Origin of the sequence: Rhizobium sp. T1470, assembly GCF_042140505.1 — a bacterium.
GTDB classification, from domain to species: Bacteria; Pseudomonadota; Alphaproteobacteria; order Rhizobiales; family Rhizobiaceae; genus Rhizobium; species Rhizobium favelukesii.
Window position 1 is genome coordinate 3,777,298 of sequence record NZ_CP148091.1, and the last position, 24,326, is coordinate 3,801,623.

At 61.8% G+C, this 24,326-nt stretch carries 16 protein-coding genes and 1 pseudogene; 11 read left to right on the plus strand and 6 right to left on the minus strand.

Annotated elements, in window-relative coordinates:
- The first annotated feature begins 7 nt into the window (after positions 1 to 7).
- From WGT02_RS19030 to WGT02_RS19075, 10 genes are all read left to right on the plus strand, one after another.
- On the plus strand, positions 8 to 2,425 hold the full coding sequence (locus WGT02_RS19030; protein WP_208249680.1) for a circularly permuted type 2 ATP-grasp protein: 2,418 nt from the start codon (positions 8 to 10) through the stop codon (positions 2,423 to 2,425).
- A 5-nt stretch (positions 2,426 to 2,430) separates the two neighbouring features.
- Positions 2,431 to 3,309 carry a transglutaminase family protein gene (locus WGT02_RS19035; RefSeq protein ID WP_208249679.1) on the plus strand — a complete coding sequence of 293 codons (879 nt, stop codon included), beginning with the start codon at positions 2,431 to 2,433 and terminating at the stop codon, positions 3,307 to 3,309.
- 171 nt (positions 3,310 to 3,480) lie between these two features.
- On the plus strand, positions 3,481 to 4,713 hold the full coding sequence (locus tag WGT02_RS19040) for a TadE/TadG family type IV pilus assembly protein (protein ID WP_208249678.1): 1,233 nt from the start codon (positions 3,481 to 3,483) through the stop codon (positions 4,711 to 4,713).
- Positions 4,714 to 4,984: 271 nt separating this feature from the next.
- Positions 4,985 to 7,447: a glycogen/starch/alpha-glucan phosphorylase gene (locus tag WGT02_RS19045; protein ID WP_024315882.1), complete on the plus strand. Its 2,463-nt coding sequence runs from the start codon at positions 4,985 to 4,987 to the stop codon at positions 7,445 to 7,447.
- Complete coding sequence (gene glgB, locus WGT02_RS19050; RefSeq protein WP_024315881.1) at positions 7,444 to 9,651, plus strand: 1,4-alpha-glucan branching protein GlgB; 2,208 nt, start codon at positions 7,444 to 7,446, stop codon at positions 9,649 to 9,651. The genes WGT02_RS19045 and glgB overlap by 4 nt, the downstream gene beginning before the upstream one ends.
- 20 nt (positions 9,652 to 9,671) lie before the next feature.
- On the plus strand, positions 9,672 to 10,934 hold the full coding sequence (gene glgC / locus WGT02_RS19055) for a glucose-1-phosphate adenylyltransferase (RefSeq protein WP_208249677.1): 1,263 nt from the start codon (positions 9,672 to 9,674) through the stop codon (positions 10,932 to 10,934).
- A gap of 3 nt (positions 10,935 to 10,937) precedes the next feature.
- Positions 10,938 to 12,380 carry a glycogen synthase GlgA gene (glgA, locus tag WGT02_RS19060; protein WP_024315879.1) on the plus strand — a complete coding sequence of 481 codons (1,443 nt, stop codon included), beginning with the start codon at positions 10,938 to 10,940 and terminating at the stop codon, positions 12,378 to 12,380.
- A 6-nt stretch (positions 12,381 to 12,386) separates the two neighbouring features.
- Positions 12,387 to 14,018 carry an alpha-D-glucose phosphate-specific phosphoglucomutase gene (locus WGT02_RS19065; RefSeq protein WP_208249676.1) on the plus strand — a complete coding sequence of 544 codons (1,632 nt, stop codon included), beginning with the start codon at positions 12,387 to 12,389 and terminating at the stop codon, positions 14,016 to 14,018.
- Between the two features lie 10 nt (positions 14,019 to 14,028).
- Positions 14,029 to 15,996, plus strand: a complete 1,968-nt coding sequence (gene glgX, locus WGT02_RS19070; protein WP_208249675.1) for a glycogen debranching protein GlgX — start codon at positions 14,029 to 14,031, stop codon at positions 15,994 to 15,996.
- Between the two features lie 86 nt (positions 15,997 to 16,082).
- Positions 16,083 to 16,568 (plus strand): MaoC family dehydratase, encoded by a 486-nt coding sequence (locus WGT02_RS19075; protein ID WP_024315876.1) that lies wholly within the window; start codon positions 16,083 to 16,085, stop codon positions 16,566 to 16,568.
- On the opposite strand, the pseudogene WGT02_RS19080 reads toward WGT02_RS19075, so the two are convergent.
- The 6 genes and pseudogenes from WGT02_RS19080 to WGT02_RS19105 all read right to left on the minus strand — a co-directional run.
- Positions 16,565 to 16,690 (minus strand): annotated as a pseudogene (locus tag WGT02_RS19080) (alcohol dehydrogenase); the annotation flags it as partial. The gene WGT02_RS19075 and the pseudogene WGT02_RS19080 sit on opposite strands and share 4 nt — an antisense overlap.
- 39 nt (positions 16,691 to 16,729) lie before the next feature.
- A complete protein-coding gene (locus tag WGT02_RS19085; RefSeq protein ID WP_024315875.1) occupies positions 16,730 to 17,125 on the minus strand; it encodes a VOC family protein in 396 nt (131 codons plus the stop codon).
- A 154-nt stretch (positions 17,126 to 17,279) separates the two neighbouring features.
- Positions 17,280 to 17,828, minus strand: coding sequence for a sarcosine oxidase subunit gamma (locus WGT02_RS19090; protein WP_024315874.1), 549 nt, complete (start codon positions 17,826 to 17,828; stop codon positions 17,280 to 17,282).
- Positions 17,821 to 20,814 (minus strand): sarcosine oxidase subunit alpha, encoded by a 2,994-nt coding sequence (locus tag WGT02_RS19095; protein WP_024315873.1) that lies wholly within the window; start codon positions 20,812 to 20,814, stop codon positions 17,821 to 17,823. The genes WGT02_RS19090 and WGT02_RS19095 overlap by 8 nt, the downstream gene beginning before the upstream one ends.
- Entirely contained in the window at positions 20,811 to 21,152 is a 342-nt protein-coding gene (locus WGT02_RS19100) for a sarcosine oxidase subunit delta (RefSeq protein WP_024315872.1), read from the minus strand. The genes WGT02_RS19095 and WGT02_RS19100 overlap by 4 nt, the downstream gene beginning before the upstream one ends.
- 12 nt (positions 21,153 to 21,164) lie before the next feature.
- Entirely contained in the window at positions 21,165 to 22,418 is a 1,254-nt protein-coding gene (locus tag WGT02_RS19105; protein WP_024315871.1) for a sarcosine oxidase subunit beta family protein, read from the minus strand.
- Positions 22,419 to 22,848: 430 nt separating this feature from the next.
- Between WGT02_RS19105 and WGT02_RS19110 the strand changes: the two genes are divergently transcribed.
- Complete coding sequence (locus WGT02_RS19110) at positions 22,849 to 24,285, plus strand: DUF1254 domain-containing protein (RefSeq protein WP_208249674.1); 1,437 nt, start codon at positions 22,849 to 22,851, stop codon at positions 24,283 to 24,285.
- Positions 24,286 to 24,326 lie beyond the last annotated feature (41 nt).

Here is a 24,326-nt window from a genome sequence, read left to right on the forward strand (position 1 = left end):
GGGTGAAATGGGCAAAAAACCGACGGCAGAACTGAGGGAAGAGCCACGGGAGCGCACCGGCAACGATGCGGTACTCGGCTATGCTCCCCTGCCTGGCGTCGCCGACGAAATGGTCGACACCAACGGCGCGATCCGCCCGGTCTGGCAGCGCTTCTTCGCGCATCTCAGCAGCATGCCCGATAAGGATCTGACCGAGCGCTTCACCCGCGCCGATCGTTATCTGCGCGATGCCGGCGTTTTCTATCGCGCCTATGGCAGCACTGGCAGCGCCGAGCGTTCCTGGCCGCTTTCGCATGTGCCTGTCTTGATCGATGCGCGCGAATGGGAAGTGGTCGCGGCTGGCCTGGTGCAGCGCGCCGACCTGCTGGAGGCGATCGTGGCCGACATCTACGGCCAGAACCGGCTCGTCGCGCAAGGCGTGCTGCCACCCGCGCTGATTGCCGCCAATCCGGAGTATCAGCGTCCGCTCGTCGGCGTCACCCCGGCTGGCGGCCACTACCTGCATTTTTGCGCTTTCGAGATCGGCCGCGGGCCCGACGGCAATTGGTGGGTGCTGGCCGACCGCACCCAGGCGCCATCAGGCGCCGGTTTTGCGCTCGAAAACCGCGTCGCGACAACCCGCGCTTTCTCCGACATTTACGCCGAAACGCCGGTGCATCGGCTGGCCTCTTTCTTCGGCGCATTCCGCGATTCGCTGCAAGGCATGAAGCACAGCGGCGACGACCGCATCGCCGTGCTGACGCCAGGTCCCGCCAACGAAACCTATTACGAACACGCCTATATCGCTCGCTATCTCGGCTTCATGCTGCTCGAAGGCGAGGACCTGACCGTCGTCAACGGCAAGGTCATGGTCCGCACCGTTTCCGGCTTGAAGCCGATCACCGTGCTCTGGCGCCGCCTCGATTCAGCCTATGCCGACCCGCTGGAACTGAACCAGAACTCGCATATCGGCACGCCCGGCCTCGTCGAGGCCCTCCGGGCGGAAAGCGTGACGATCGTCAACGCGCTCGGCAGCGGCATCATCGAAACACGCGCGCTGCTTGCCTTCATGCCGACGATCTGTCGCCGGCTGTTCGGCGAAGAACTGAAGCTCCCGTCGATCGCGACCTGGTGGTGCGGTCAGAAGGATGAGCGCGGGCATGTGGCTGAGAACATCGAGAAGATGGTGATCGGCCCGGCCTATTCGCGCGCACCCTTCTTCGACGACAGCGGCGAATCCGTGCTCGGCTCGACCTTGCGTGCCGCCGCCAAGGACTCGATCGGCGATTGGCTGGATTCCGACGGCGCAAAACTCGTCGGCCAAGAAGTCGTGACGCTGTCGACGACGCCGGCCTGGATTGACGGCAGGCTCACGCCGCGGCCGATGTCCTTGCGCGTCTTTGCCGCCCGCACGGCCAATGGCTGGCAGATCATGCCGGGCGGCTTTGCCCGCATCGGCGGCAGCGATGACGTTTCGGCCATCGCCATGCAATCGGGCGGTGCGGCCGCCGACGTATGGATCGTCAGCGACAAGCCGGTGGAACGCCACACGTTGCTGCCGGCGGAAGGCAGCTTTACCCGCAACATGCCGGGCAGCCTGCCGAGCCGCGCGGCCGACAACCTCTTCTGGCTTGGCCGCTACATCGAACGCGCGGAAGGCGCGCTGCGCATCCTGCGCGCCTGGCACGCCCGCTTTGCCGAGGCCGCCGACCCGGGCCAGCCGTTGCTGGCCGACGTGACGGCCTATCTGGCCGCCGTCGACATCGACACCGAAGATGCGGTGCCAAACACACTGCTGCGCAACATCGACAGCGCCGTCTATTCCGCCAGCAACATCCGCGACCGCTTCTCGCCGGACGGCTGGTTGGCGCTGACCGATCTCGCCAAGACCGCGCGCCGCTTCCACGACACGATCTCGCCCGGCGACGATGCCAGCCATGCCATGACGATCCTGCTGCGCAAACTCGCGGGCTTCGCCGGTCTGGTGCACGAGAACATGTATCGCTTCACCGGCTGGCGCTTCCTCTCGCTCGGTCGCCATATCGAGCGCGGCCTGCACATGACGCGTCTGCTCGGCCACATGTCGGGTACGGACGCCCCGGACGGCGCGCTCGACATGCTGCTCGAAATCGGCGACAGCGTGATGACCCATCGCCGTCGCTACAACGTCAACACCGCCCGCCTGACGGTGACCGATCTTCTGGCGCTCGATCCGCTCAACCCGCGCTCGATTCTCTTCCAGATGAATGAGATCCACCGCGAGGTCGAACAACTGCCGAATGCGCTCGTCAACGGCCAGATGTCGCCGTTCTACCGCGAAGCGATGCGGCTGCACTCCGGCCTTGCGGTGATGACGCCGGAGACGATGAGCGTCGACGACTATCGTCGCCTCGAACGCGAGCTGGAACTGCTGTCCGACCTTCTTGCCCGCACATATCTCGGGTGACGCGCATGCTCTACGACCTCTCGCTGCACATGGGCTACATCTACGACACGCCGGCCTCCGGCGCGCGCCACATCATGCGGCTGATGCCATTGTCGCTGCCGAACCGCCAGCGGCTGATTGCCGGCTCGATCAAGGTCTTGCCGACGCCCGACGAGCAGGCGCACTTCATCGATTTCTTCGAACATCCGGCAACCTCCTTCATGCTGCGAGCGCCGCATGAGAAGCTGGACATTCGGATGCAGGCCCGCGTCCAGGTGGAGAGCCATTCGATCGCGGCGGATTTCTCCCCCGTGCTGGCGAAGCTTCCGGACGAGGTCGCGGGTGTCTGGTCGCTGAAGCCTGACGCTCCGCACCACTTTCTCGGCAATAGTCCCCGCCTGCTGGAAACGCGCGCGATCTCGGAATATGCGAGAGCCTGCGCCGAACCGTCATTGACCGTGCTGCAGATCGCGACTGCACTCTGCGCCAAAATCCATCAGGATTTCACCTACGACGCCGATGCGACGACTGTGGACACCACCCCGCTCGAAGCCTTCCAGTTGAGGAGCGGCGTCTGCCAGGACTTCGTCCATGTCATGATCCTTGCGCTGCGCAGCCTCGGCATTCCGGCAGGCTATGTCTCCGGCTTCCTGCGCACCATTCCACCGCCCGGCAAGGAACGGCTGGAGGGTGCCGACGCCATGCACGCCTGGGTCAGGGTCTGGTGCGGCGAAACGATCGGCTGGGTCGAACTCGATCCGACAAACAATATCCCGGCCGGCACGGACCATATCGTCGTTGCCTATGGCCGCGACTACGCCGACGTCGCACCAGTCATCGGCGTACTGAAAAGCTACGGCGGCCAACGCGCCGTCCAGGCGGTGGATGTCATCCCGCTGGGATGATTGACCCGGTAGGCGTATTGGCGCAGCACGTCCCTCAGGGAAGGCGTTTTCACCGAGGCTGCGCACAAGAAAGTGACATTCCGTTAGAATCTTAACGACTTGATAAAGGTGAACTCAAGAATTGCGGCGCATGAGTTAAGCGTTATTGGGGCACTAACTCAGGTGAACATGATGAGCACCTTGCGTTCGCTGAAGTCGAGCCTGTCTCGGCTGCGGAACGACCGGCATGGCAATTTCGGGATCATAAGCGCAATTCTGCTGCCGGTTACGATTGGAGCGGGCGCGCTTGCGGTCGACATCACGAACGCTGCGATGGCGAAGCATCAGTTGCAGGAAGCGTCCGATGCAGCGGCGCTTGCCACCGCCGCCGCCCTTGCTGACGGGAAGATCAACACAACGACCGCCGCCGCCTTCGCCAAGGATTTCGTTGCCGGTCAGATGGCAAACTTCATTCGCGACACGACCGCGCTGAGGGATGCTACGACCGCCACGGCGACCAAGACGACCTCCAACGGTGGCACAAGCTACAGCGTCAGCGTCTCATCGTCCTACAGCATGGACCTGAGCGGCCTGGCGCAGGTCATCGGCTTCAAGACCACCAATATCGGCGCGGGAAGCCAGACGTCGAGCGGTTACTCCGAGAAGCAGGGTTCCGTCTCGATCTTTCTCGCACTCGACAAATCGGGCTCGATGGGCGACGACACGACAACCACCGACGCAGATACCCCAACTGAATCATATACGTATAATTGCGACTACCACTGGAACGACAAGGGCAAATGGACGAACAAGTGCACCGGCACGCGCACAAACTACTACACTAAAATCGAAGCCCTGAAGCTCGCGGTCGGCAACTTGACGACCGAGCTCGACAAGGCTGACCCAACACACATCTACTCCCGCACTGGTGCGGTCTCCTACGATCTCATTACCTATCCGGAAACCAAGCTCGCCTGGGGAACCAGTGCCGTGACGACCTATGTCAACGCGCTCTCGGCGGCCAATGGCACGAATTCCAGCGGCGCGGTGAGCATGGCCTATGGCTCGCTGATGGCGAAGAACAATGCCGGCAACGACAACGAAAACGCTCTGCACCAGGCGAAAACCGGCCAGACGCCCAAGAAATATATTGTCTTCATGACGGACGGCGACAACAACAATGATACGTCAGGCGGCCGCTCATATGACACGTTGACGAAGGCCACGTGCGATAAAGCGAAGGGCGATGGCATTGAGATCTACACGGTCGCCTTCATGGCGCCTACGAATGGCCAGGCGCTGTTGAAGTATTGCGCGACAGACGACAATCACTACTTCAAGGCAGAAAGCATGTCCGATCTTCTCGCCGCCTTCCAGGAGATCGGCGCAAAGACCTCCGACCAGAAGACACGCTTGATCAACTGATCTCTTGGCGCAGTTTCCCAAAAAATAAGCCGCTCCGGGAACCAACCGGAGCGGCTTTTCGTTTCAAAAACGCGCCTATCAAAATCGGAAAACCGATTGAAATCAAGTTCTTTCCGCGGCCGGATACCGAGCTCTGTCAATTTTCTCGTTTGGGTAATTCCCTTGTTGCAAGTGCGTTGTAACGATGCATAAACTGCGTCTTTAGTGCGTGGTAAACCGATTGAAATTGGCATAACGTACTGAAACCAAACAGAATTGGCGAGGACTGACGATGAACACCGTTTCGAAGCCGACCATCCCTTCCCCCGCCCCCCGCAGTTCCAAGCCTGAAATTCTCGCCGAAGAAATCATCGAGCGCCTGACCTATCGCATCGGCAAGGATGCGAAGGTCGCCAAGCCCCATGACTGGCTGACTGCGACGATCCTCGTTTTGCGCGACCGCATCATCGACAAGTGGATGGAATCGACCCGCAGGGTCTATGCGACCGGCGACAAGCGCGTTTACTACCTCTCGCTCGAATTCCTCATTGGACGCCTGATGCGCGATGCTGTCTCGAACCTCGGCCTCATGGAACAGGTTCGCGACGCGCTCGCCTCGCTCGGCGTCGATGTTTCGGTCATCGCCGGCCTCGAGCCCGACGCCGCGCTCGGCAACGGCGGCCTCGGTCGTCTCGCCGCCTGTTTCATGGAAAGCATGGCGACCGTCGAGGTGCCTGCCTATGGCTACGGCATCCGCTATGTGCACGGCCTCTTCCGCCAGCAGCTTGCCGACGGCTGGCAGGTGGAGCTGCCCGAGAGCTGGCTGGCACACGGCAACCCCTGGGAGTTCGAGCGCCGCGAAAGCGCTTACGAAATCGGCTTCGGCGGCACGGTGGATGTCGTCAACAACCCCGAGGGCGAGCCCCGCTACGTGTGGAAACCGGCCGAACGTGTCATTGCCGCAGCCTTCGACACGCCTGTGGTCGGCTGGCGGGGCAAGCGCGTCAACACGCTGCGTCTCTGGTCGGCGCAGCCGATCGACCCGATCCTGCTCGATGCCTTCAACGCCGGGGATCACATCGGCGCGCTGCGCGAAAGCAACAAGGCGGAAAGCCTGACGCGTGTCCTCTATCCGGCCGATGCGACAGCTGCCGGCCAGGAGCTGCGCCTGCGCCAGGAGTTCTTCTTCTCCTCCGCATCCCTGCAGGACATCCTGCGCCGTCATCTGCAGCAGTATGACGACTTCACCTCGCTGCCCGACAAGGTTGCGATCCAGCTGAATGATACGCACCCGGCCGTCTCCGTCGCCGAGCTCATGCGGCTGCTGTGCGATGTTCACGGCATGGAGTTCGACCTGGCCTGGGATATCACCCGTGGCACGATCGGCTACACCAATCACACGCTCCTGCCTGAAGCGCTCGAAACCTGGCCGATCCCGCTTTTCGAGCGTCTGCTGCCGCGCCACATGCAGATCATCTACGCAATCAACGCCAAGGTGCTGCTTGAGGCGCGCCGGAACAAGAGTTTCTCGGAGACGGAAATCCGCTCGATTTCGCTGATCGAGGAAAGCGGCGAGCGCCGTGTGCGCATGGGCAACCTCGCCTTCGTCGGCGCCCATTCGATCAACGGCGTCTCGGCGCTGCACACCGACCTGATGAAGGTTACGGTCTTTGCCGACCTGCACAAGCTTTATCCCGACCGCATCAACAACAAGACGAACGGCATCACGCCACGCCGCTGGCTGCAGCAGTGCAATCCCGGCCTGACCTCACTGATCCGCGAGGCGATCGGCGACGATTTCCTGGACGATGCCGAGAAACTGAAGCCGCTTGACAAGTTCGCGAGCGATGCAAGCTTCCAGGAGAAGTTCGCTGCGGTGAAGCGTGCCAACAAGGTGGCATTATCTAACCTTGTCGCCAGCCGCATGGGCATCAAGCTCGATCCGTCGGCTATGTTCGATATCCAGATCAAACGCATCCACGAATACAAGCGCCAGCTGCTCAACGTCATCGAGGCCGTCGCCCTCTATGACCAAATCCGCTCGCATCCTGAGTTGGACTGGGTACCGCGCGTCAAGCTGTTCGCCGGCAAGGCGGCGCCGAGCTATCACAATGCTAAGCTGATCATCAAACTGATCAACGATGTCGCCCGCACGATCAACAACGACCCGGCCGTCCGCGGCCTGCTGAAGGTCGTGTTCGTACCGAACTACAACGTCTCGCTGGCCGAGGTCATGGTGCCGGCTGCCGATCTTTCCGAGCAGATCTCGACGGCCGGGATGGAGGCATCGGGTACCGGTAACATGAAGTTTGCCCTCAACGGCGCGCTGACAATCGGCACGCTTGATGGCGCCAATGTCGAGATGCGCGATCATGTCGGTGAGGACAACATCATCATCTTCGGCCTGCGCGCCGATGAAGTCGCTGCCGCCCGTGCCGACGGCCACAATCCCCGCGCCATCATCGAAGCCTCTCGCGAACTGTCCCAGGCCCTGCAGGCCATCAGTTCCGGCGTCTTCTCGCACGACGACCGAAACCGATACTCGGCGTTGATCGAGGGCATCTATGCCCATGACTGGTTCATGGTGGCGGCCGATTTCGATGCCTACGCCCAGGCCCAGCGCGATGTCGACCAGCTCTGGACCGATCCATCCACCTGGAATTCGAAGGCGATCTGCAACACGGCGCGGATGGGCTGGTTTTCGTCCGACCGCACGATACGCCAATATGCCAAGGAAATCTGGAGAGCCGGATGAAAACGCCGAAAGCCACCCTTGAAGTCAGACTTCCCTGGGAGATTTCGGCAGACGAGATAGCGGCAATCCTCGCAGGGTCGCATTCCAACCCTTTCGCCGTTCTCGGCGTTCACAAATCGGGCGATGCCTATGTCGCCCGCTGCTTCATTGCCGGTGCCGAAGAGGCAACAGCAATGGCGCTCGACGGCAGCGTCATTGGGGAATTGAGCCTGCAGCATCCGGACGGCTTTTTCGCCGGACAGGTTTCGCTGACGAAGCTGCAGCCGGTGCGCTACCGCGCGCGGCGCGGCGACGCCGAATGGGCTGTGACCGACCCCTATAGCTTCGGGCCGGTCCTCGGACCGATGGATGACTATTACGTGCGCGAGGGTTCCCACCTGCGCCTCTTCGACAAGATGGGCGCGCACTGGATCAAGCACGAGGGCGCACAGGGCATCCATTTCGCGGTCTGGGCACCAAATGCCCAGCGTGTCTCCGTCGTCGGTGATTTCAACGGCTGGGACGGCCGCCGCCATGTGATGCGTTTCCGCTCCGGCTCCGGTATCTGGGAGATCTTCGCCCCGGATGTTCCGACGGACGTCGCCTACAAATTCGAAATTCGCGGCCACGACGGAGTGCTTCTACCGTTGAAGGCCGATCCGTTTGCCCGTCGCAGCGAGTTGCGCCCGAAGACGGCCTCGGTCGCGGCGTCCGAACTGCTGCAGGATTGGGACGACGAAGCGCATCTGAAGCACTGGAGTGAGACCGACAAGCGTCGTCAGCCGATTTCAATCTACGAGGTTCATGCCGGTTCGTGGCAGCGGCGTGATGACAGCACGTTTCTCTCCTGGGACGAGTTGGCATCCCGGCTGATCCCCTACTGCGTCGACATGGGCTTCACTCACATAGAGTTCCTGCCGATTACCGAGCACCCCTATGATCCGTCCTGGGGATACCAGACGACCGGGCTCTATGCCCCCACCGCCCGCTTCGGCGAGCCTGAGGGTTTCGCCCGCTTCGTCAACGGCTGCCACAAGGTCGGCCTTGGCGTCATCCTCGATTGGGTGCCCGCGCATTTCCCGACCGACGAACACGGTCTCGGCTGGTTCGACGGCACGGCGCTCTACGAGCACGAAGACCCGCGTAAGGGCTTCCATCCCGATTGGAACACCGCGATCTACAATTTCGGTCGCACCGAAGTCATTTCCTACCTCGTCAACAACGCGCTCTATTGGGCCGAGAAGTTCCATCTCGACGGCCTGCGCGTCGATGCCGTCGCCTCGATGCTCTATCTCGACTATTCCCGCAAGCACGGCGAATGGATTCCGAACGAGTACGGCGGCAACGAGAATCTGGAAGCCGTTCGCTTCCTGCAGAACATGAACACGCGCATCTACGCCGAGCATCCCGGCGTGATGACCATCGCCGAGGAGTCGACGTCCTGGCCGAAGGTGTCGCAGCCGGTTCACGAAGGCGGCCTCGGCTTCGGCTTCAAGTGGAACATGGGCTTCATGCACGACACGCTGAGCTACATGAGCCGCGAGCCGATCTACCGCAAACATCATCACAACGAGCTGACCTTCGGCCTGCTCTACGCCTATTCGGAGAACTTCGTGCTGCCGCTCTCCCATGATGAGGTGGTGCATGGAAAGGGCTCGCTGATCGCCAAGATGCCTGGCGACGATTGGCAAAAGTTCGCCAACCTGCGTGCCTACTACGCCTTCATGTGGGGCTATCCGGGCAAGAAGCTGCTGTTCATGGGTCAGGAATTTGCACAGTGGAGCGAGTGGAACGAGGCGACATCGCTCGACTGGAACCTGCTGCAGTATCGGATGCACGAGGGCATGCGTCGGCTGGTGCGCGACCTCAACTTCACCTACCGCAGCAAGCCGGCGCTGCATGCCCGCGATTGCGAGGGCGACGGCTTCGAATGGCTGATCGCCGACGACCACGAGAATTCCGTCTTCGCCTGGCTACGCAAGGCGCCGGGCGAAAAGCCGGTTGCCGTGATCTGCAATCTGACACCGGTTTATCGCGAGAACTACACAGTGCGCCTACCGATCGAGGGGCGGTGGCGCGAGATTCTGAATACCGATGCCGACATCTACGGCGGCAGCGGCAAGGGCAATGGCGGTCGCGTTCAGGCCGTTAATGCCGGCGGCAACATCGCCGCATCGATCACCTTGCCGCCTCTGGCGACGATCATGCTTGAACCTGAGAACTGAAGACTGGTGGGAGGATAAAAATGGTAGAAAAACGTGTTCAGCCACTTGCCCGCGACGCAATGGCCTATGTTCTCGCAGGCGGTCGGGGAAGCCGCCTCAAGGAGCTCACCGATCGCCGCGCCAAGCCGGCGGTCTACTTCGGCGGCAAGACCCGCATCATCGACTTCGCGTTGTCGAATGCCCTGAACTCGGGCATCCGCCGCATCGGCGTCGCCACCCAGTACAAGGCGCACTCACTGATCCGCCACATGCAGCGCGGCTGGAACTTCTTCCGCCCCGAGCGAAACGAGAGTTTCGACATTCTGCCGGCCTCCCAGCGCGTCTCCGAGACGCAGTGGTACGAAGGCACGGCCGACGCCGTCTACCAGAACATCGACATCATCGAGGATTATGGCGTCGAATACATGGTCATCCTTGCCGGCGACCATGTCTACAAGATGGACTACGAATACATGCTGCAGCAGCATGTCGATTCCGGCGCCGACGTCACGATCGGCTGCCTGGAAGTGCCGCGCATGGAGGCCGTCGGTTTCGGCGTCATGCGTGTCGACCAGAACGATAGGATCATCGACTTCATCGAGAAGCCTGCCGACCCGCCGGGCATTCCCGACAAGCTGGATTTTGCACTGGCCTCCATGGGCATTTACGTGTTCCACACGAAGTTCCTGATCGATGCGTTGCGCCGCGACGCCGCCGACCCGAACTCCAGCAAGGACTTCGGCAAGGACATCATCCCCTACATCGTCAAGAACGGTAAGGCCGTCGCTCACCGCTTCGCGCAATCCTGCGTCCGCTCCGATTTCGAGCACGAGCCCTATTGGCGCGACGTTGGGACGATCGATGCCTATTGGCAGGCCAACATCGACCTCACCGCGATCGTTCCGGAACTGGATATCTACGACAAGTCCTGGCCGATCTGGACCTACGCAGAAATCTCGCCGCCGGCAAAATTCGTCCATGACGACGAGGACCGCCGTGGCTCGGCGACCTCGTCCGTCGTGGCGGGCGACTGCATCATATCGGGCGCGACGCTCAACAGGAGCCTTCTGTTCACCGGTGTGCGCGCCAACTCCTATTCCAAGCTGGAGGGAGCGGTCGTCCTGCCGAGCGTGAAGGTCGGCCGGCACGCACAGCTCAGGGACGTCGTGATCGATCACGGCGTCGTCATCCCGGAAGGCCTTGTCGTCGGCGAGGACCCGGAACTCGATGCCAAGCGGTTCCGGCGCACCGAGAGCGGAATTTGCCTCATCACGCAGCCGATGATCGACAAGCTGGATCTTTGACAAATGAAAGTTCTTTCGGTTTCGTCCGAGGTCTTCCCGCTCGTCAAGACAGGGGGCCTTGCCGACGTGGCGGGTGCCCTGCCGATCGCCCTCAAGCGTTTCGGCGTCGAAACCAAGACCCTCATGCCCGGCTATCCAGCCGTCATGAAGGCGATCCGCAAGCCCGTCGCCCGGCTTCAGTTCGATGATCTGCTCGGCGAGCCTGCGACGGTCCTGGAAGTGGAGCACGAGGGGATTGATATCCTCGTGCTCGATGCACCCGCCTACTACGACCGCGCGGGCGGTCCCTATCTCGATGCAACCGGCAGGGACTATCCCGACAACTGGCGTCGCTTTGCAGCATTGTCTCTGGCCGGCGCCGAGATTGCCGCAGGATTGATGCCGGGCTGGCGGCCCGACCTCGTGCATACGCATGATTGGCAGTCGGCGATGACCTCGGTCTACATGCGCTACTACCCAACGCCGGAATTGCCGAGCGTGTTGACAATCCACAACATCGCTTTCCAGGGCCAGTTCGGCGCCGATGTCTTCCCCGGCCTTCGCTTGCCGCCGCATGCCTTCGCAACGGAAAGCATCGAATATTACGGCAATGTCGGCTTTCTGAAGGGTGGCCTGCAGACCGCCCACGCCATCACCACCGTTAGCCCTTCCTATGCCGGCGAAATCCTGACCCCCGAGTTCGGCATGGGCCTCCAGGGCGTCATCACAAGCCGAATCGATTCGCTCCACGGCATCGTCAATGGCATCGATACCGACGTCTGGAATCCGTCGACCGATCCCGTTGTCCACACGCATTACAACGGCACCACGCTGAAGAGCCGCGTCGAAAACCGCACCTCGATCGCCGAGTTCTTCGGGCTTCACAACGACAACGCGCCGATCTTCTCAATCATCAGCCGCCTCACCTGGCAGAAGGGCATGGACGTCATCGCCGCCACCGCCGATCAGATCGTCGACATGGGCGGCAAGCTTGCCATTCTTGGTTCGGGAGACGCGGCGCTCGAAGGTTCGCTGCTCGCCGCCGCCGCCCGCCACCCCGGGCGGATCGGCGTCTCCATCGGCTACAACGAGCCGATGTCGCACCTCATGCAGGCCGGCTCCGACGCCATCATCATCCCCTCGCGCTTCGAGCCCTGCGGCCTGACGCAGCTTTACGGCCTGCGCTACGGATGCGTGCCGATCGTCGCCCGCACCGGCGGGTTGAACGACACCGTCATCGACGCCAATCATGCCGCTCTTGCAGCGAAAGTGGCAACCGGGATACAATTCTCGCCTGTGACGGCATCGGGTCTGTTGCAAGCCATCCGCCGAGCGCTACTTCTTTACGCCGATCAAAAAGTCTGGACCCAATTGCAAAAGCAGGGCATGAAATCGGATGTCTCGTGGGAAAAGAGCGCCGAGCGCTACGCTGCCCTCTATTCAAGCCTCGCCCCCAAAGGCAAGTGAGAGAAAATGATAAAATCCGTATCCACTACGCCCTATCAGGATCAGAAGCCGGGCACGTCGGGCCTGCGAAAGAAGGTCCCCGTATTCCAGCAGCCGAACTATGCCGAGAACTTCATCCAGTCGATCTTCGATTCGCTGGAAGGGTTCCAGGGCAAGTGCCTCGTCATCGGCGGCGACGGACGCTACTACAACCGGGAAGTCATCCAGAAGGCGATCAAGATGGCCGCCGCCAATGGCTTCGGCAAGGTGATCGTCGGCAAGGGCGGCATCCTGTCGACCCCGGCAGCCTCCCACATTATCCGCAAATACAAGGCCTTCGGCGGCATCATTCTGTCGGCCAGCCACAATCCCGGCGGTCCGACCGAAGATTTCGGCATCAAGTACAATATCAACAACGGCGGGCCGGCGCCGGAGAAAATCACCGACGCGATCTATGCGCGCACGAAGGTGATCGACACCTACAAGATCGCCGATTTCCCTGATGTGAACCTCGACCGCATCGGCAAGGACGAATTGCCCGGCGGCATGATTCTCTCGGTGCTCGATTCGGTCGAAGACTATACGGCTCTGATGGAAGAGCTCTTCGATTTCGGCGCCATCCGCAACCTCATCAGCCTTGGCTTCCGCATCGCCTTCGATGCGATGAGCGCGGTCACCGGCCCTTATGCCAAGGAAATCTTCGAAAACCGCCTTGGCGCCCCGTCCGGCTCGGTTCGCAATTTCATGCCGTTGCCCGATTTCGGTGGCCACCATCCCGACCCGAACCCGGTTCACTGCAAGGAACTCTACGACGAGATGATGGGCGACGATGCGCCCGATTTCGGCGCAGCATCCGATGGCGACGGCGACCGCAACCTCATCATCGGCCGCGGCATCTTCGTGACGCCGTCCGATAGCCTTGCGATCCTGGCGGCCAACGCCAATCTCGCGCCCGGGTATTCGGGCGGTCTCGCCGGCATCGCCCGCTCCATGCCGACATCAGGTGCGGCTGACCGCGTCGCCGAGCGCCGTGGCATCGGCATGTACGAGACGCCGACCGGCTGGAAGTTCTTCGGTAACCTGCTCGATGCCGGGATGGCGACGATCTGCGGCGAGGAAAGCGCCGGTACCGGCTCCAACCACGTGCGCGAGAAGGACGGCCTATGGGCGGTTCTGCTCTGGCTAAACATTCTGGCCGTCCGCGGCGAAAGCGTTCAGGACATCGTCACCCAGCACTGGCAGACCTATGGCCGCAACTACTATTCGCGCCACGACTACGAAGGCGTGGACACCGACGCAGCAAATGGCCTGATGGCAAACCTGCGCAGCCAGCTTGGTTCGCTACCGGGCAAGAGCTTCGGCCCGCTGAAGGTCGAGAAGGCCGACGACTTTGCCTATCACGACCCGGTCGACAAGTCGGTCAGCGAGCATCAAGGCATTCGTATCCTGTTCGAAGGCGGCTCGCGCGTGGTCTTCCGTCTCTCTGGTACGGGAACATCGGGGGCAACTCTGCGCGTCTACGTCGAGCGGTACGAGCCGGATTCGAGCCGTCACAACATCGAGACGCAGCAGGCGCTCGCCGATCTTATCGTTGCCGCCGAGACGATCACCGATATTCGCAGCCGCACGGGCCGCGACGCTCCCTCCGTGATTACCTGACCGGGGCAGCATGGCGGCGAACAAATCCGGGCAAGGCGGGGCGACCATCTTTGAGACCGGCGTTGATTTCGCCGTCTGGTCGCACAATGCCGGACAGATCGAGTTGTGTCTGTTCGGCGACGACGACAAGGAACTAACCCGCCTGCCGATGGAACGCGGCGATGACCATGTTCATCGTCTCTTCGTCGACGGATTGAAGGAAGGCGCGCGCTACGGCTACCGCGCCGACGGCGTCTATGCACCCGACAGTGGCCTTTGGTTCGACCCGTCGAAGCTGCTGGTTGATCCCTACGCAAAGGAACTCGATCGCCCCTTCCACCATGATTCTCTGCTCGGCACCTTCGGCGCCGAGACGCAGCATCTCGTGCCGAAGGCGATCGTCACCCGCGACATCAGCGGGAAGCCGGCAAAGTCCCTCTTCAGGCCGGGCGGCTTCATCTACGAGGTCGCGGTGCGGCCCTTCACGATGCTGCATCCGGATATTCCCGAAGCCGAGCGCGGCACGGTCGCAGCTTTGGCGCATCCCTCGGTGATCGCGCATCTGAAGCGTATCGGCGTCGATGCCATCGAGCTCATGCCGATCACCGCCTGGATCGACGAGCGTCACCTGCCGCCGCTCGGGCTGAGAAACGGCTGGGGCTACAACCCCGTTGCCTTCATGGCGCTGGATCCGCGGCTTGTCCCTGGCGGCATGGCGCAACTACGCGATACCGTTGCGAAGCTCCATGCGGAAGGCATCGCCGTCATCCTCGATCTCGTCTTCAATCATACCGGCGAGAGCGACCGCTTCGGCACAACGCTGTCGCTGCGTGGCCTCGACAATCTCTCCTTCTATCGCCATCTGCCCGGCCGGCCAGGCGAATTGGTCAACGATACCGGAACGGGCAACACCGTCGCTTGCGATCATCCCTATATCAGGCAGCTGATCATCGACAGCCTGCGCCACTTTGTGCTCGGCGCCGGGATCGACGGTTTCCGCTTCGACCTCGCCCCCGTCCTTGGCCGTTCCTCAAACGGCTTCGAGGCACACGGCAAAACGTTGACGGCGATGCTCGCCGATGATGTGCTGGCGGACCGCGTGATGATCGCCGAACCCTGGGACATCGGCCCCGGCGGCTATCAGCTTGGCAACTTCCCGGCGCCGTTTCTCGAATGGAACGACCGTGTGCGCGACGATGTCAGGTGCTACTGGCGCGGCGACGACTACAAGACCGGCCCGCTCGCGACTGCCCTTGCCGGCTGCTCCGATATCTTCTCGCGAAACGCAGGGACAGGGACGCGCAGTGTCAATTTCCTCGCCGCCCATGACGGCTTTACGCTGAGGGATGTCGTGTCCTACAGCGGCAAGCACAACGGGGCGAACGGCGAGCAAAACCGCGACGGCCACAACGAGAACCACACCTGGAACAACGGCGTCGAGGGCGAAACCCGCTACCCCGATATCATTCGCAAGCGCCGTGACGACCTGAAGGCGCTGCTCGCCACGCTCTTTGCCACCCGTGGCAGCATCATGCTAACGGCGGGCGACGAAACCGGCCGCACCCAGCGCGGCAACAACAATGCCTATTGCCAGGACAATGAGATCACCTGGGTCGACTGGGCAGCGCTCGACGACGATCTTATCGCCCATACCGCATTCATCTCCGGCCTGCGCAAGCGCTTCTCCGCCTTCGCGGAGATGGGCTTCCTCAACGGCAACGGCGATGTCGAATGGATATCGCCCTCCGGCCAGCCGATGAGCGTGCAGGAGTGGGAGACGCCGAACTTTTCCACGCTCGGAATGGTGCTTTCGACGCGCGACGCTGAAAGCAGCAAGGCGACACGGCTGGCCGTGCTTTTCAATCGCTCGGGCGGCGAGGAAATCTTTGCGTTGCCCGGTTCGTCCCCATGGCGACTTCTTGCCCCCGATGCGTCGAGGAAATCCGCGACTTCGGCGATCGTGCCGCGCCGCTCGGTCGCTTTCTATCTCGAAAGTTGATCTGCCGGGCTCCTGCCTGCAATTCCTTGTCGCAATCGTCACAATCCCATTGTAAGGCTTGCGCTGCGCTTTCTCATGAGGAATCAATGGTCAAGGAAATTTCGCTCGCGGATGTGCCTGGGCTGGTCGGTACTGAAACCGGCCTCTCGGACTGGATTGTCGTCGATCAGGCCATGATCGATGCGTTTGCGCATGCGACCAACGACCATCAGTTCATCCATGTCGACCCGGAGCGCGCCGCATCGAGTCCCTTCGGCGGCACCATCGCTCACGGCTTTCTTACCCTCTCGCTGCTCTCGGCAATGAACTACAACAGCCTGCCGAAGGTCCGCGAGCAGACCATGGGCATCAATTACGGCTTCGAGAACGTCCGTTTCCTCTCGCCGGTCAAAACGGGCGCGCGCATCCGCGGCCACTTTGTCCTCGCCGAAGCCCGCTTCCGCGGCGCCGGCATGCTGATGACGAGCTATGACGTCTCGATCGAGATCGAGAACGAGAAGAAGCCGGCGCTGACCGCCAAATGGATCACGATCATCCAATTCGACCCCAAGGACCGGCCGGAAAACGTCTAGGCGCCTTCGAAATCGATGACGTGCCGGATAATCTGGCCGGCATGGAGCCGATCGAATGCCTCGTTGATCCCCTCCAGCGGACCGGTCGACGACAGCAAACGATCAACCGGCAGCCGCCCGCGGCTCACAGAGTCGGTGTCGCTTTCTCGTCCACGATATCCCTATGGAGCACCGTTGATTTCGATGATGTTGCGATCGGGATCGAGGAGGTAAGCTTGTGGAAAGCCTGCCGGCCCATTGCGCCTAAGTCGCAACCGCCACGGATCGCCATCAGGCGCGTCCTCCCGAAAACCCTTTGCGATCAGCCCTCGAATACATCCCTCGAAATCATCGGTGCGGAACGCGAAATGCCCGTCGGCCGTGTCTATGGTCGCCGCACGCCGGAAGGTCCCGGCCGGATTGATGATGATGTGGACCTGCAGCGCCCCGCAGGCAAACCACGCTCCGTCCGTGCTGAAGGGCGGCCTCTCGATCTGCTCCAGACCGAAGACATTGCGATAGAAGGCGACCGATCGGGCCAGATCCGTGGCAACGATAGAAACGTGATGCAGCATCATCGAAGACACCCCCGCAACCGTTGCGACTACGCTCCAACACGGGCCGCACGCGATGGTGGATGATGACACGAATGACAGCGGCCTTGCAACTCGAAGCCACGTGAGGACGGCACACTAGCACCGTCCCCGATCGGGAGTTTCAAATTGGTGGCGCTTAGTGCGCTGCGTCTTCCGCCCCCTCGGCCAGCAGGCCGAATACGAAATCCGCAAACGAACGCCAGCACTCCACCCGGAATGTATCGTCCTCGGTGCGGAAGAGAACGATCTCGGCCTTTCCGAACAGCGTGCGCGAGCAGGCGCCTACGGGGAAGATCTCGAGCGACAGATCCTGGGGGCAGCCCGCCGAGATCGTCGCCTCCGCCCCGGGGCCGGAAACGATGATCGCAACGTTGCGATGCGAGACGTCAGTGACCGAATGCAGCGCGCCCGACTTGGCGAGCGCACCCATCAGGTCGGCGCCGGACTCGTCGATAACAAGCCATTCGTCCGGGCCGAGCCAAAGGGCGGCACGACCCCCCTTGCGGCCAGAGGTCTTCGGCGCAGCCGGGACCGTGACGCCAAGAGCGGAGGAAAGTGCTTTGAGCGATTCCGCCGGGGCGCGAAGCGCCACGCGGCTTGCCGCCGGCGCCGGCGTCAGCCGTACTGTGGCCGAGCCCCCATGACGACCAGAAAGCACCGACTTGCGAACTGCCGTATCAGCCATTGATGCGGCCTCCTTCCTTGTCAAAGAACACCAAATCAGTCACCTCGACGGCGATCGTCTTGTCAGGCATCGGCACGTAGAGCGTCTCGCCCATCCGTGCGCGGCCACCCGCGACCAGCGCGAAAGCGATCGACTTGCCGAGATTTTCGGACCAATAGGACGAGGTGACGTGGCCGAGCATCGTCATCGGTTTTGGCTCGTTCGGATTGGCGACGATCTGCGCGCCCTCTTCGAGCACGAGCTTCGGATCCTTGGTGACGAGACCGACCAGCTGCTTGCGGCCTTCCTTCACCAGATCCGGCCGCTTCAGCCCGCGAATGCCGACGAAATCCGTCTTCTTTTTGGAGACGGCCCAGGAAAGACCGGCATCGTCGGGCGTCACGGTTCCGTCCGTGTCCTGGCCGACGATGATGTAGCCCTTCTCGGCGCGAAGAACGTGCATCGTCTCGGTGCCGTAGACGCAGGCGCCGAGCGGCTCGGCATTGGCCCAGACCGCTTCCAGCACCGACTGGCCGTAATCGGCCGGCACGTTGATCTCGAAGCCGACTTCACCGGTGAACGACACGCGGAAGAGACGCGCCGGCACACCCATGACCGTGCACTCGGCAACGCTCATATGCGGGAAGGCTTCGTTCGATATATCGACGCCTTCCACCAGTGGCGCGATGATCTCACGGGCCTTCGGCCCCTGCACGGCGATGACGGCCCACTGTTCCGTCACCGAGGTCAGCCACACCTTAAGGTGCGGGAATTCCGTCTGCAGATAGTCTTCCATGTGGTGGAGGACGCGCGGCGCACCGCCCGTCGTCGTCGTTACGTGAAAACGATCGTCGGCCAGACGCCCGACGACGCCGTCGTCATAAACGAAGCCGTCTTCGCGGGTCATGATGCCATAGCGGCACTTGCCGGGCTTCAGCGTATCCCAGGCGTTGGTGTACATCAGGTTCATGAACGCGGCGGCGTCAGGGCCGACGATCTCGATCTTGCCGAGCGTCGAGGCATCGAACACGCCGGCGACATCGCGCGCCGTCTTGCATTCGCGGGCAACCGCCTGATGCATCGTCTCGCCGGCACGCGGATAAAACCACGCACGCTTCCAGTTGCCGACATCCTCGAACACCGCGCCATGGGCTTCTTCCCACTCGTGCAGTGGCGTCTTGCGCGTCGGGTCGAACAGCTCGCCGCGCGAATGGGCGATCAGCGTACCATAGGTGACAGGCGTATACGGCGCGCGGAACGTCGTGAGACCGACCTGCGGGATCTCCTTGCCGAGCATTTCGGCAGCGATCGCCAGGCCGTGCATGTTGGAGAGCTTGCCTTGATCCGACGCCATGCCGTTCGTGGTGAAGCGCTTGATATGCTCGATCGAGTGCATGCCCTCTCGCACAGCAAGGCGGATATCCTTGGCGCAGACGTCGTGCTGGAAATCGATGAACGCCTTGGCGCTGGTCTCCGGGCCCGCACCTTCGGCAGCGCCGATCATGCCGCCGGTCCACTGATGCGCCTGCTGCGACGACAGGCTGATCTTGCCGCCCGAGGACTTGCCTGCGGCCTGCGCCATCAGCTCGCCGGCGGCAAGCGACTCTTCGATCGTCTGCTGCAAATCGTCGGTGCCGTTGCAGGCGCCGACGGAGAGGCAATCCTGTGCATAGGTGCCGGGCAGGAAACGCTGGGTTTCCGGTTCGAAGGCCACCTTGCCGCGCGACTGCGAGAACAGATGCACCGATGGCGTCCAGCCGGCAGACACCAAGAGCGCATCGACCGCGATTTTGCGCGGCGAGCCGCCGCCGTTGCGGGCAACGGTCATCGAGGAGATGCGCAGCTTGCCCGAGGTGTTGACCACGGACTGGCCGGCGAGAACGTCGATGCCGAGCGAACGGGCTTGGGCAAGAACCTCGCCACCCGGCGCCTGCCTGACATCGACGATCGCGGCGATCTCGACACCGGCGCGCTTCAAGTCGAACGCAGCCTCGTAGGCAGAGTCGTGCGCGGTGTAGACGCCGACCTTCTGGCCGACGGCAACGCCGTACTGATTGAGATACATGCGCGCGGCCGAGGCCAGCATGATGCCCGGACGATCGTTGTTCGGGAATACCATGTGGCGCTCGATCGCGCCGTTGGCGAGGATGACACGCTTGGCGCGCAGCTGCCACAGACGCTCGCGCGGCAGGTGGCGGCCCGGGTTTGCGACATGGTCGGTGACGCGTTCGGCGAGACCGACGAAGTTGTGGTTGTAGTAGCCGAAGGCGGTGGTGCGGGTGAGAACCTGCACATTGTCCATCGCCTTCAGGCTGGCAACCGTCTTCTGCGCCCACTCATAGCCGTCGAGACCGTCGATCTTGACACCGCTGTCGTAACGCAGCGCACCGCCGGCCTCCGCCTGCTCGTCGCACAGAATGACCTTGGCACCGGCATGAGCCGCAGCAAGGGCGGCTGAAAGACCGGCAACGCCGGCACCCACCACCAGCACGTCGCAATGCGCATAGCGGCTGGCATAGTGATCAGGATCCGCTTCCTTCGGGGCGACGCCGAGACCGGCGGCACGGCGGATCATCGGTTCGTAGACATGCTTCCATGCCGCCTTCGGCCACATGAAGGTCTTGTAGTAGAAGCCGGCCGCGAAGAAGGGTGACATCAGGTTGCTGATGCCGCCGATATCGAAGGAAAGCGACGGGAAGCGGTTCTGCGATTCGACGATCATGCCGTCGAAGACTTCCTGCACCGTGGCACGCACGTTCGGCTGCTTGCGGGCGCTGTCGCGCGCAACGTCGATCAGCGCGTTCGGCTCTTCGGCACCGGCAGACAGGATGCCGCGTGGGCGATGATACTTGAATGAGCGGCCGACAAGATGGATGTTGTTGGCGATCAGCGCCGAGGCGACGGTATCGCCTTCCAGCGCCGTGTAGCTCTTGCCGTCGAAGGTGAAGCGGGCGGTTCTGGCAGGCGTCAGGCGACCCTTGCCTGCAATACGGTTCGTGCCGCTCATTGTGCCTCTCCTTCGAGCGCTTCGTAGGTCTCGACGGGAGCATGCGGAACGGCGGCCGCGCCGATCTCCGGCTTCGGCTCGCCTGCCTTGTACGTCCTGATGAACTTGTCGCTGACCGTATCACGCGCCGCGTTGAAGAAACGGCCGCATCCATGCTGGTGACGCCAGCGTTCGAAGATCAGGCCCTTCGGGTTGTCGCGCAGGAAGAAATACGCCTCGAACGCCTCGTCGGAGATCGAGGCGATGTCGGCCGGGCGGGCGATGTGCGCATCGCCGGCGCCGCGAAATTCGAGCTCGGAGCGCTCTTCCTGACAGTATGGGCAGTAGATAAGAAGCATGATGTCCTCGTGTCAGTGCGCGACGGCAGCAGCGGCGGCTTCGTCGATCAGACGGCCGGTGCGGAAACGGTCCAGCGTCAAGCCGGCATTGAACTTGTGCACCTCGTCGCGAGCGATCAGATGCGCGAAGAGATTGGCCGAGCCTGGGGTCGCCTTGAAGCCGCCGGTTCCCCAGCCGCAGTTGACGTAGAGCCCCGGAACCGGCGTCTTTGACTGGATCGCCGAACGGTCCGGCGTGTTGTCAACGATACCACCCCACTGGCGCATCATCTTGACACGGCGGAACATCGGGAACAGCTCGCAGATGGCATCGAGCGTATGCGTGATGATCTGCAACCCGCCGGTCTGGCTGTAGGAATTGTACTGGTCGGTGCCGGCGCCGATGACGAGCTCGCCCTTGTCGGACTGCGAGATATAGGCATGTACCGTGTTCGACATGACCACGCAGGGGAAGATCGGCTTCAGCGGTTCGGAGACCAGCGCCTGCAGCGGGCTCGATTGCAGTGGCACGCGCACGTCTGCCATCTTCATGACCGTCGTGGTGTGGCCGGCCGCCGAAACGCCGACCTTCTTGGCGCCGATGAAGCCGCGGCTCGTCTCGACGCCGGTGACGCGCCCGTCCGGGCTGCGGCGGATGCCGGTCACTTCGCAGTTCTGGATGATGTGGACGCCGCGATCAGAGGCGGCACGGGCATAGCCCCAGGCAACCGCATCATGACGCGCCGTGCCGCCGCGGCGCTGCAGCGCAGCGCCGTTGATCGGATAGCGGGCGCTGGCGGAGATATCGAGCGGCGGACAGTAGGCCTTGGCCTGCTCCGGCGTCAGCCACTCGTTGTCGATGCCGTAGAGGCGGTTGGCATGGATATGCCGCTTGAAGGATTGCTGGTCGTGCACATTGTGCGACAGCATCATCACGCCGCGCGGCGAATACATCACATTGTAGTTGAGATCCTGCGACAGGTTCTCCCAGAGCTTCATCGAATGCTCGTAGATGTGCATGCTCTCTTCATAGAGATAGTTCGAGCGGATGATGGTCGTGTTGCGACCCGTGTTACCGCCGCCGAGCCAGCCCTTTTCGAGCACCGCGACATTGGTGATGCCGTGCTCCTTGGCGAGATAATAAGCCGCACCCAGGCCATGTCCGCCACCGCCGATGATGATGACGTCGTATTCGGCGCGCGGCTCGGGCGAAGCCCATTGCTTGTCCCAGCCCTTGTGGCCTCTCAGGGCCTCCCGTGCCACGGCAAAAACCGAGTATCTGCGCATCCGCCTTCATCTCCTTCGGGGAAAGGTCCCTTCTCGTCGGCCATACAAATCGCAAATCCAAAAGCGGCACAACGTTTCTTTTGCGACGCGAAGCGGCTTTTGTTTTGACACACAGCAAGAATGAATGAGATCGGGTGTTCTCTTCGAAGCAGAGCAAACACCGCGAAAAAAGTCGGACCGGCCTGTCGCGGCTTCCGGCCTCGCCATCCCTCGAATTTTAGCATATTTGCACTTACAATTTTTGAGCGCATAGTTCACGCGCTGCGCGAGCGCTCTTTGCGCGCTGAGGGTCAAGCGTGCGCAGCAGTGGCAACATCATAAGCCAGACGTCGGCACGCATATAGGAAGATTTAACGTCCGGTTTGGCATCGATTGGAACAGACCGACACGGCATGCGGAGCCTGCTGTGGGGTCATTGGGAGGATTCGTCATGAAATCGCATTTCATCACCCTCACGGTTGGTCTGCTTTTGTCCGGAGCATGTCTTAATAGTCCGGTCGCTGCCGCCGAGGACGCTCTAACAAAGGAGGAAGCGGCAGCGATTGGCGTCGATGCCTATCTCTACCTCTATCCATTGGTCACCATGAACCTGACCCGCGAGCAAGCAACCAACGTTGAGGCTGGCAAGACGATGGGACGAGGGCCGGCCAACATGTTCACCAACGTCCCGCAGTTTCCGACCGCGGAATTCAGGGATGTCGTTCGGCCCAATTTCGACACGCTCTACTCGATCGCCTGGCTGGACATGACAAAGGAACCGATGATTATCTCGGCCCCCGATACAAACGGGCGCTATTATCTGTTGCCCATGCTGGATATGTGGACTGACGTATTCGCCTCGCCGGGCTGGCGTACGACGGGAACCGCGAAAGCCGAATTCGCCGTTGTTCCCCCTGGCTGGACAGGCAAGGAGCTTCCCGCCGGAACACAACGGATCGATGCGCCGACACCACATGTTTGGGTCATCGGACGCACAAAAACGGATGGGCCTGCCGACTACGACGCCGTTCACAAGATCCAGGCTGGCTACACGGTCACCCCGTTATCGCAATGGGGCAAGACGGCCGTGCCGGTCAAAGTGACGATCAATCCGAAGATTGATATGAAAACGCCGCCAAAAACGACAGTGGACGGGATGGCGGCAGAGGACTTCTTCGCCTACGCAACGGAGCTGCTGAAGGTCAATCCGCCGCACGCCACCGACCAGCCGATCATAAGCCAGATGAAGCGGATCGGGATAGAGCCGGGCAAGAGCTTCGATAAAAGCAAGGTCGCGCCCGATATCGCCGAGGCTTTGAAAGACGTCCCGGCCGAAGCTCAAAAACTGATGGGATGGAAAATCGCAACACTTGCTCGCGTGGCCAACAACTGGTCGATGAACACCGACACCATGGGCGTCTATGGCAACTACTACCAGAAGCGGGCGATCGTCGCGCAGCTCGGGCTTGGCGCGAACCTGCCGGAGGACGCGATCTACCCGCTCAACCTTGGCGACGCGAAGGCAAGCCCGCTAAACGGAGTGAACAGCTATAAGATTCACTTCGACAAGGAGAACCTGCCACCGGTCAAAGCGTTCTGGTCTGTCACGCTTTACGATCCGGAGGGATTTCAAGTCGCCAACAGCATGAACCGGTTTGCCGTGAGCAGTTGGATGCCGTTTGTTTACAATGCGGACGGGTCGCTTGATCTCTACTTCCAGAGCAAGAGCCCGGGCGAGGCAAAGGAAGCGAACTGGCTACCCGCACCAGCGGGGCCGTTCAACCTGACCATGCGTCTTTACGGGCCGAAAGCAGAAGCCCTGACAGGGAAATGGAACCCGCCCGCCGTAGAAATGGTGCTCGGGCTCCAACAGATCACGGCGCAGTGATGCTTCCACGGGCCTGCCTCGACCAGTCCGGTCAAACATGG

Coding starts and splice junctions, on each gene's coding strand:
- WGT02_RS19030 (WP_208249680.1), top strand. CDS start 8: ATGGGCAAAAAACCGACGGCAGAACTGAGGGAAGAGCCACGGGAGCGC.
- WGT02_RS19035 (WP_208249679.1), top strand. CDS start 2,431: ATGCTCTACGACCTCTCGCTGCACATGGGCTACATCTACGACACGCCG.
- WGT02_RS19040 (WP_208249678.1), top strand. CDS start 3,481: ATGAGCACCTTGCGTTCGCTGAAGTCGAGCCTGTCTCGGCTGCGGAAC.
- WGT02_RS19045 (WP_024315882.1), top strand. CDS start 4,985: ATGAACACCGTTTCGAAGCCGACCATCCCTTCCCCCGCCCCCCGCAGT.
- glgB (WP_024315881.1), top strand. CDS start 7,444: ATGAAAACGCCGAAAGCCACCCTTGAAGTCAGACTTCCCTGGGAGATT.
- glgC (WP_208249677.1), top strand. CDS start 9,672: ATGGTAGAAAAACGTGTTCAGCCACTTGCCCGCGACGCAATGGCCTAT.
- glgA (WP_024315879.1), top strand. CDS start 10,938: ATGAAAGTTCTTTCGGTTTCGTCCGAGGTCTTCCCGCTCGTCAAGACA.
- WGT02_RS19065 (WP_208249676.1), top strand. CDS start 12,387: ATGATAAAATCCGTATCCACTACGCCCTATCAGGATCAGAAGCCGGGC.
- glgX (WP_208249675.1), top strand. CDS start 14,029: ATGGCGGCGAACAAATCCGGGCAAGGCGGGGCGACCATCTTTGAGACC.
- WGT02_RS19075 (WP_024315876.1), top strand. CDS start 16,083: ATGGTCAAGGAAATTTCGCTCGCGGATGTGCCTGGGCTGGTCGGTACT.
- WGT02_RS19085 (WP_024315875.1), bottom strand. CDS start 17,125: ATGATGCTGCATCACGTTTCTATCGTTGCCACGGATCTGGCCCGATCG.
- WGT02_RS19090 (WP_024315874.1), bottom strand. CDS start 17,828: ATGGCTGATACGGCAGTTCGCAAGTCGGTGCTTTCTGGTCGTCATGGG.
- WGT02_RS19095 (WP_024315873.1), bottom strand. CDS start 20,814: ATGAGCGGCACGAACCGTATTGCAGGCAAGGGTCGCCTGACGCCTGCC.
- WGT02_RS19100 (WP_024315872.1), bottom strand. CDS start 21,152: ATGCTTCTTATCTACTGCCCATACTGTCAGGAAGAGCGCTCCGAGCTC.
- WGT02_RS19105 (WP_024315871.1), bottom strand. CDS start 22,418: ATGCGCAGATACTCGGTTTTTGCCGTGGCACGGGAGGCCCTGAGAGGC.
- WGT02_RS19110 (WP_208249674.1), top strand. CDS start 22,849: ATGAAATCGCATTTCATCACCCTCACGGTTGGTCTGCTTTTGTCCGGA.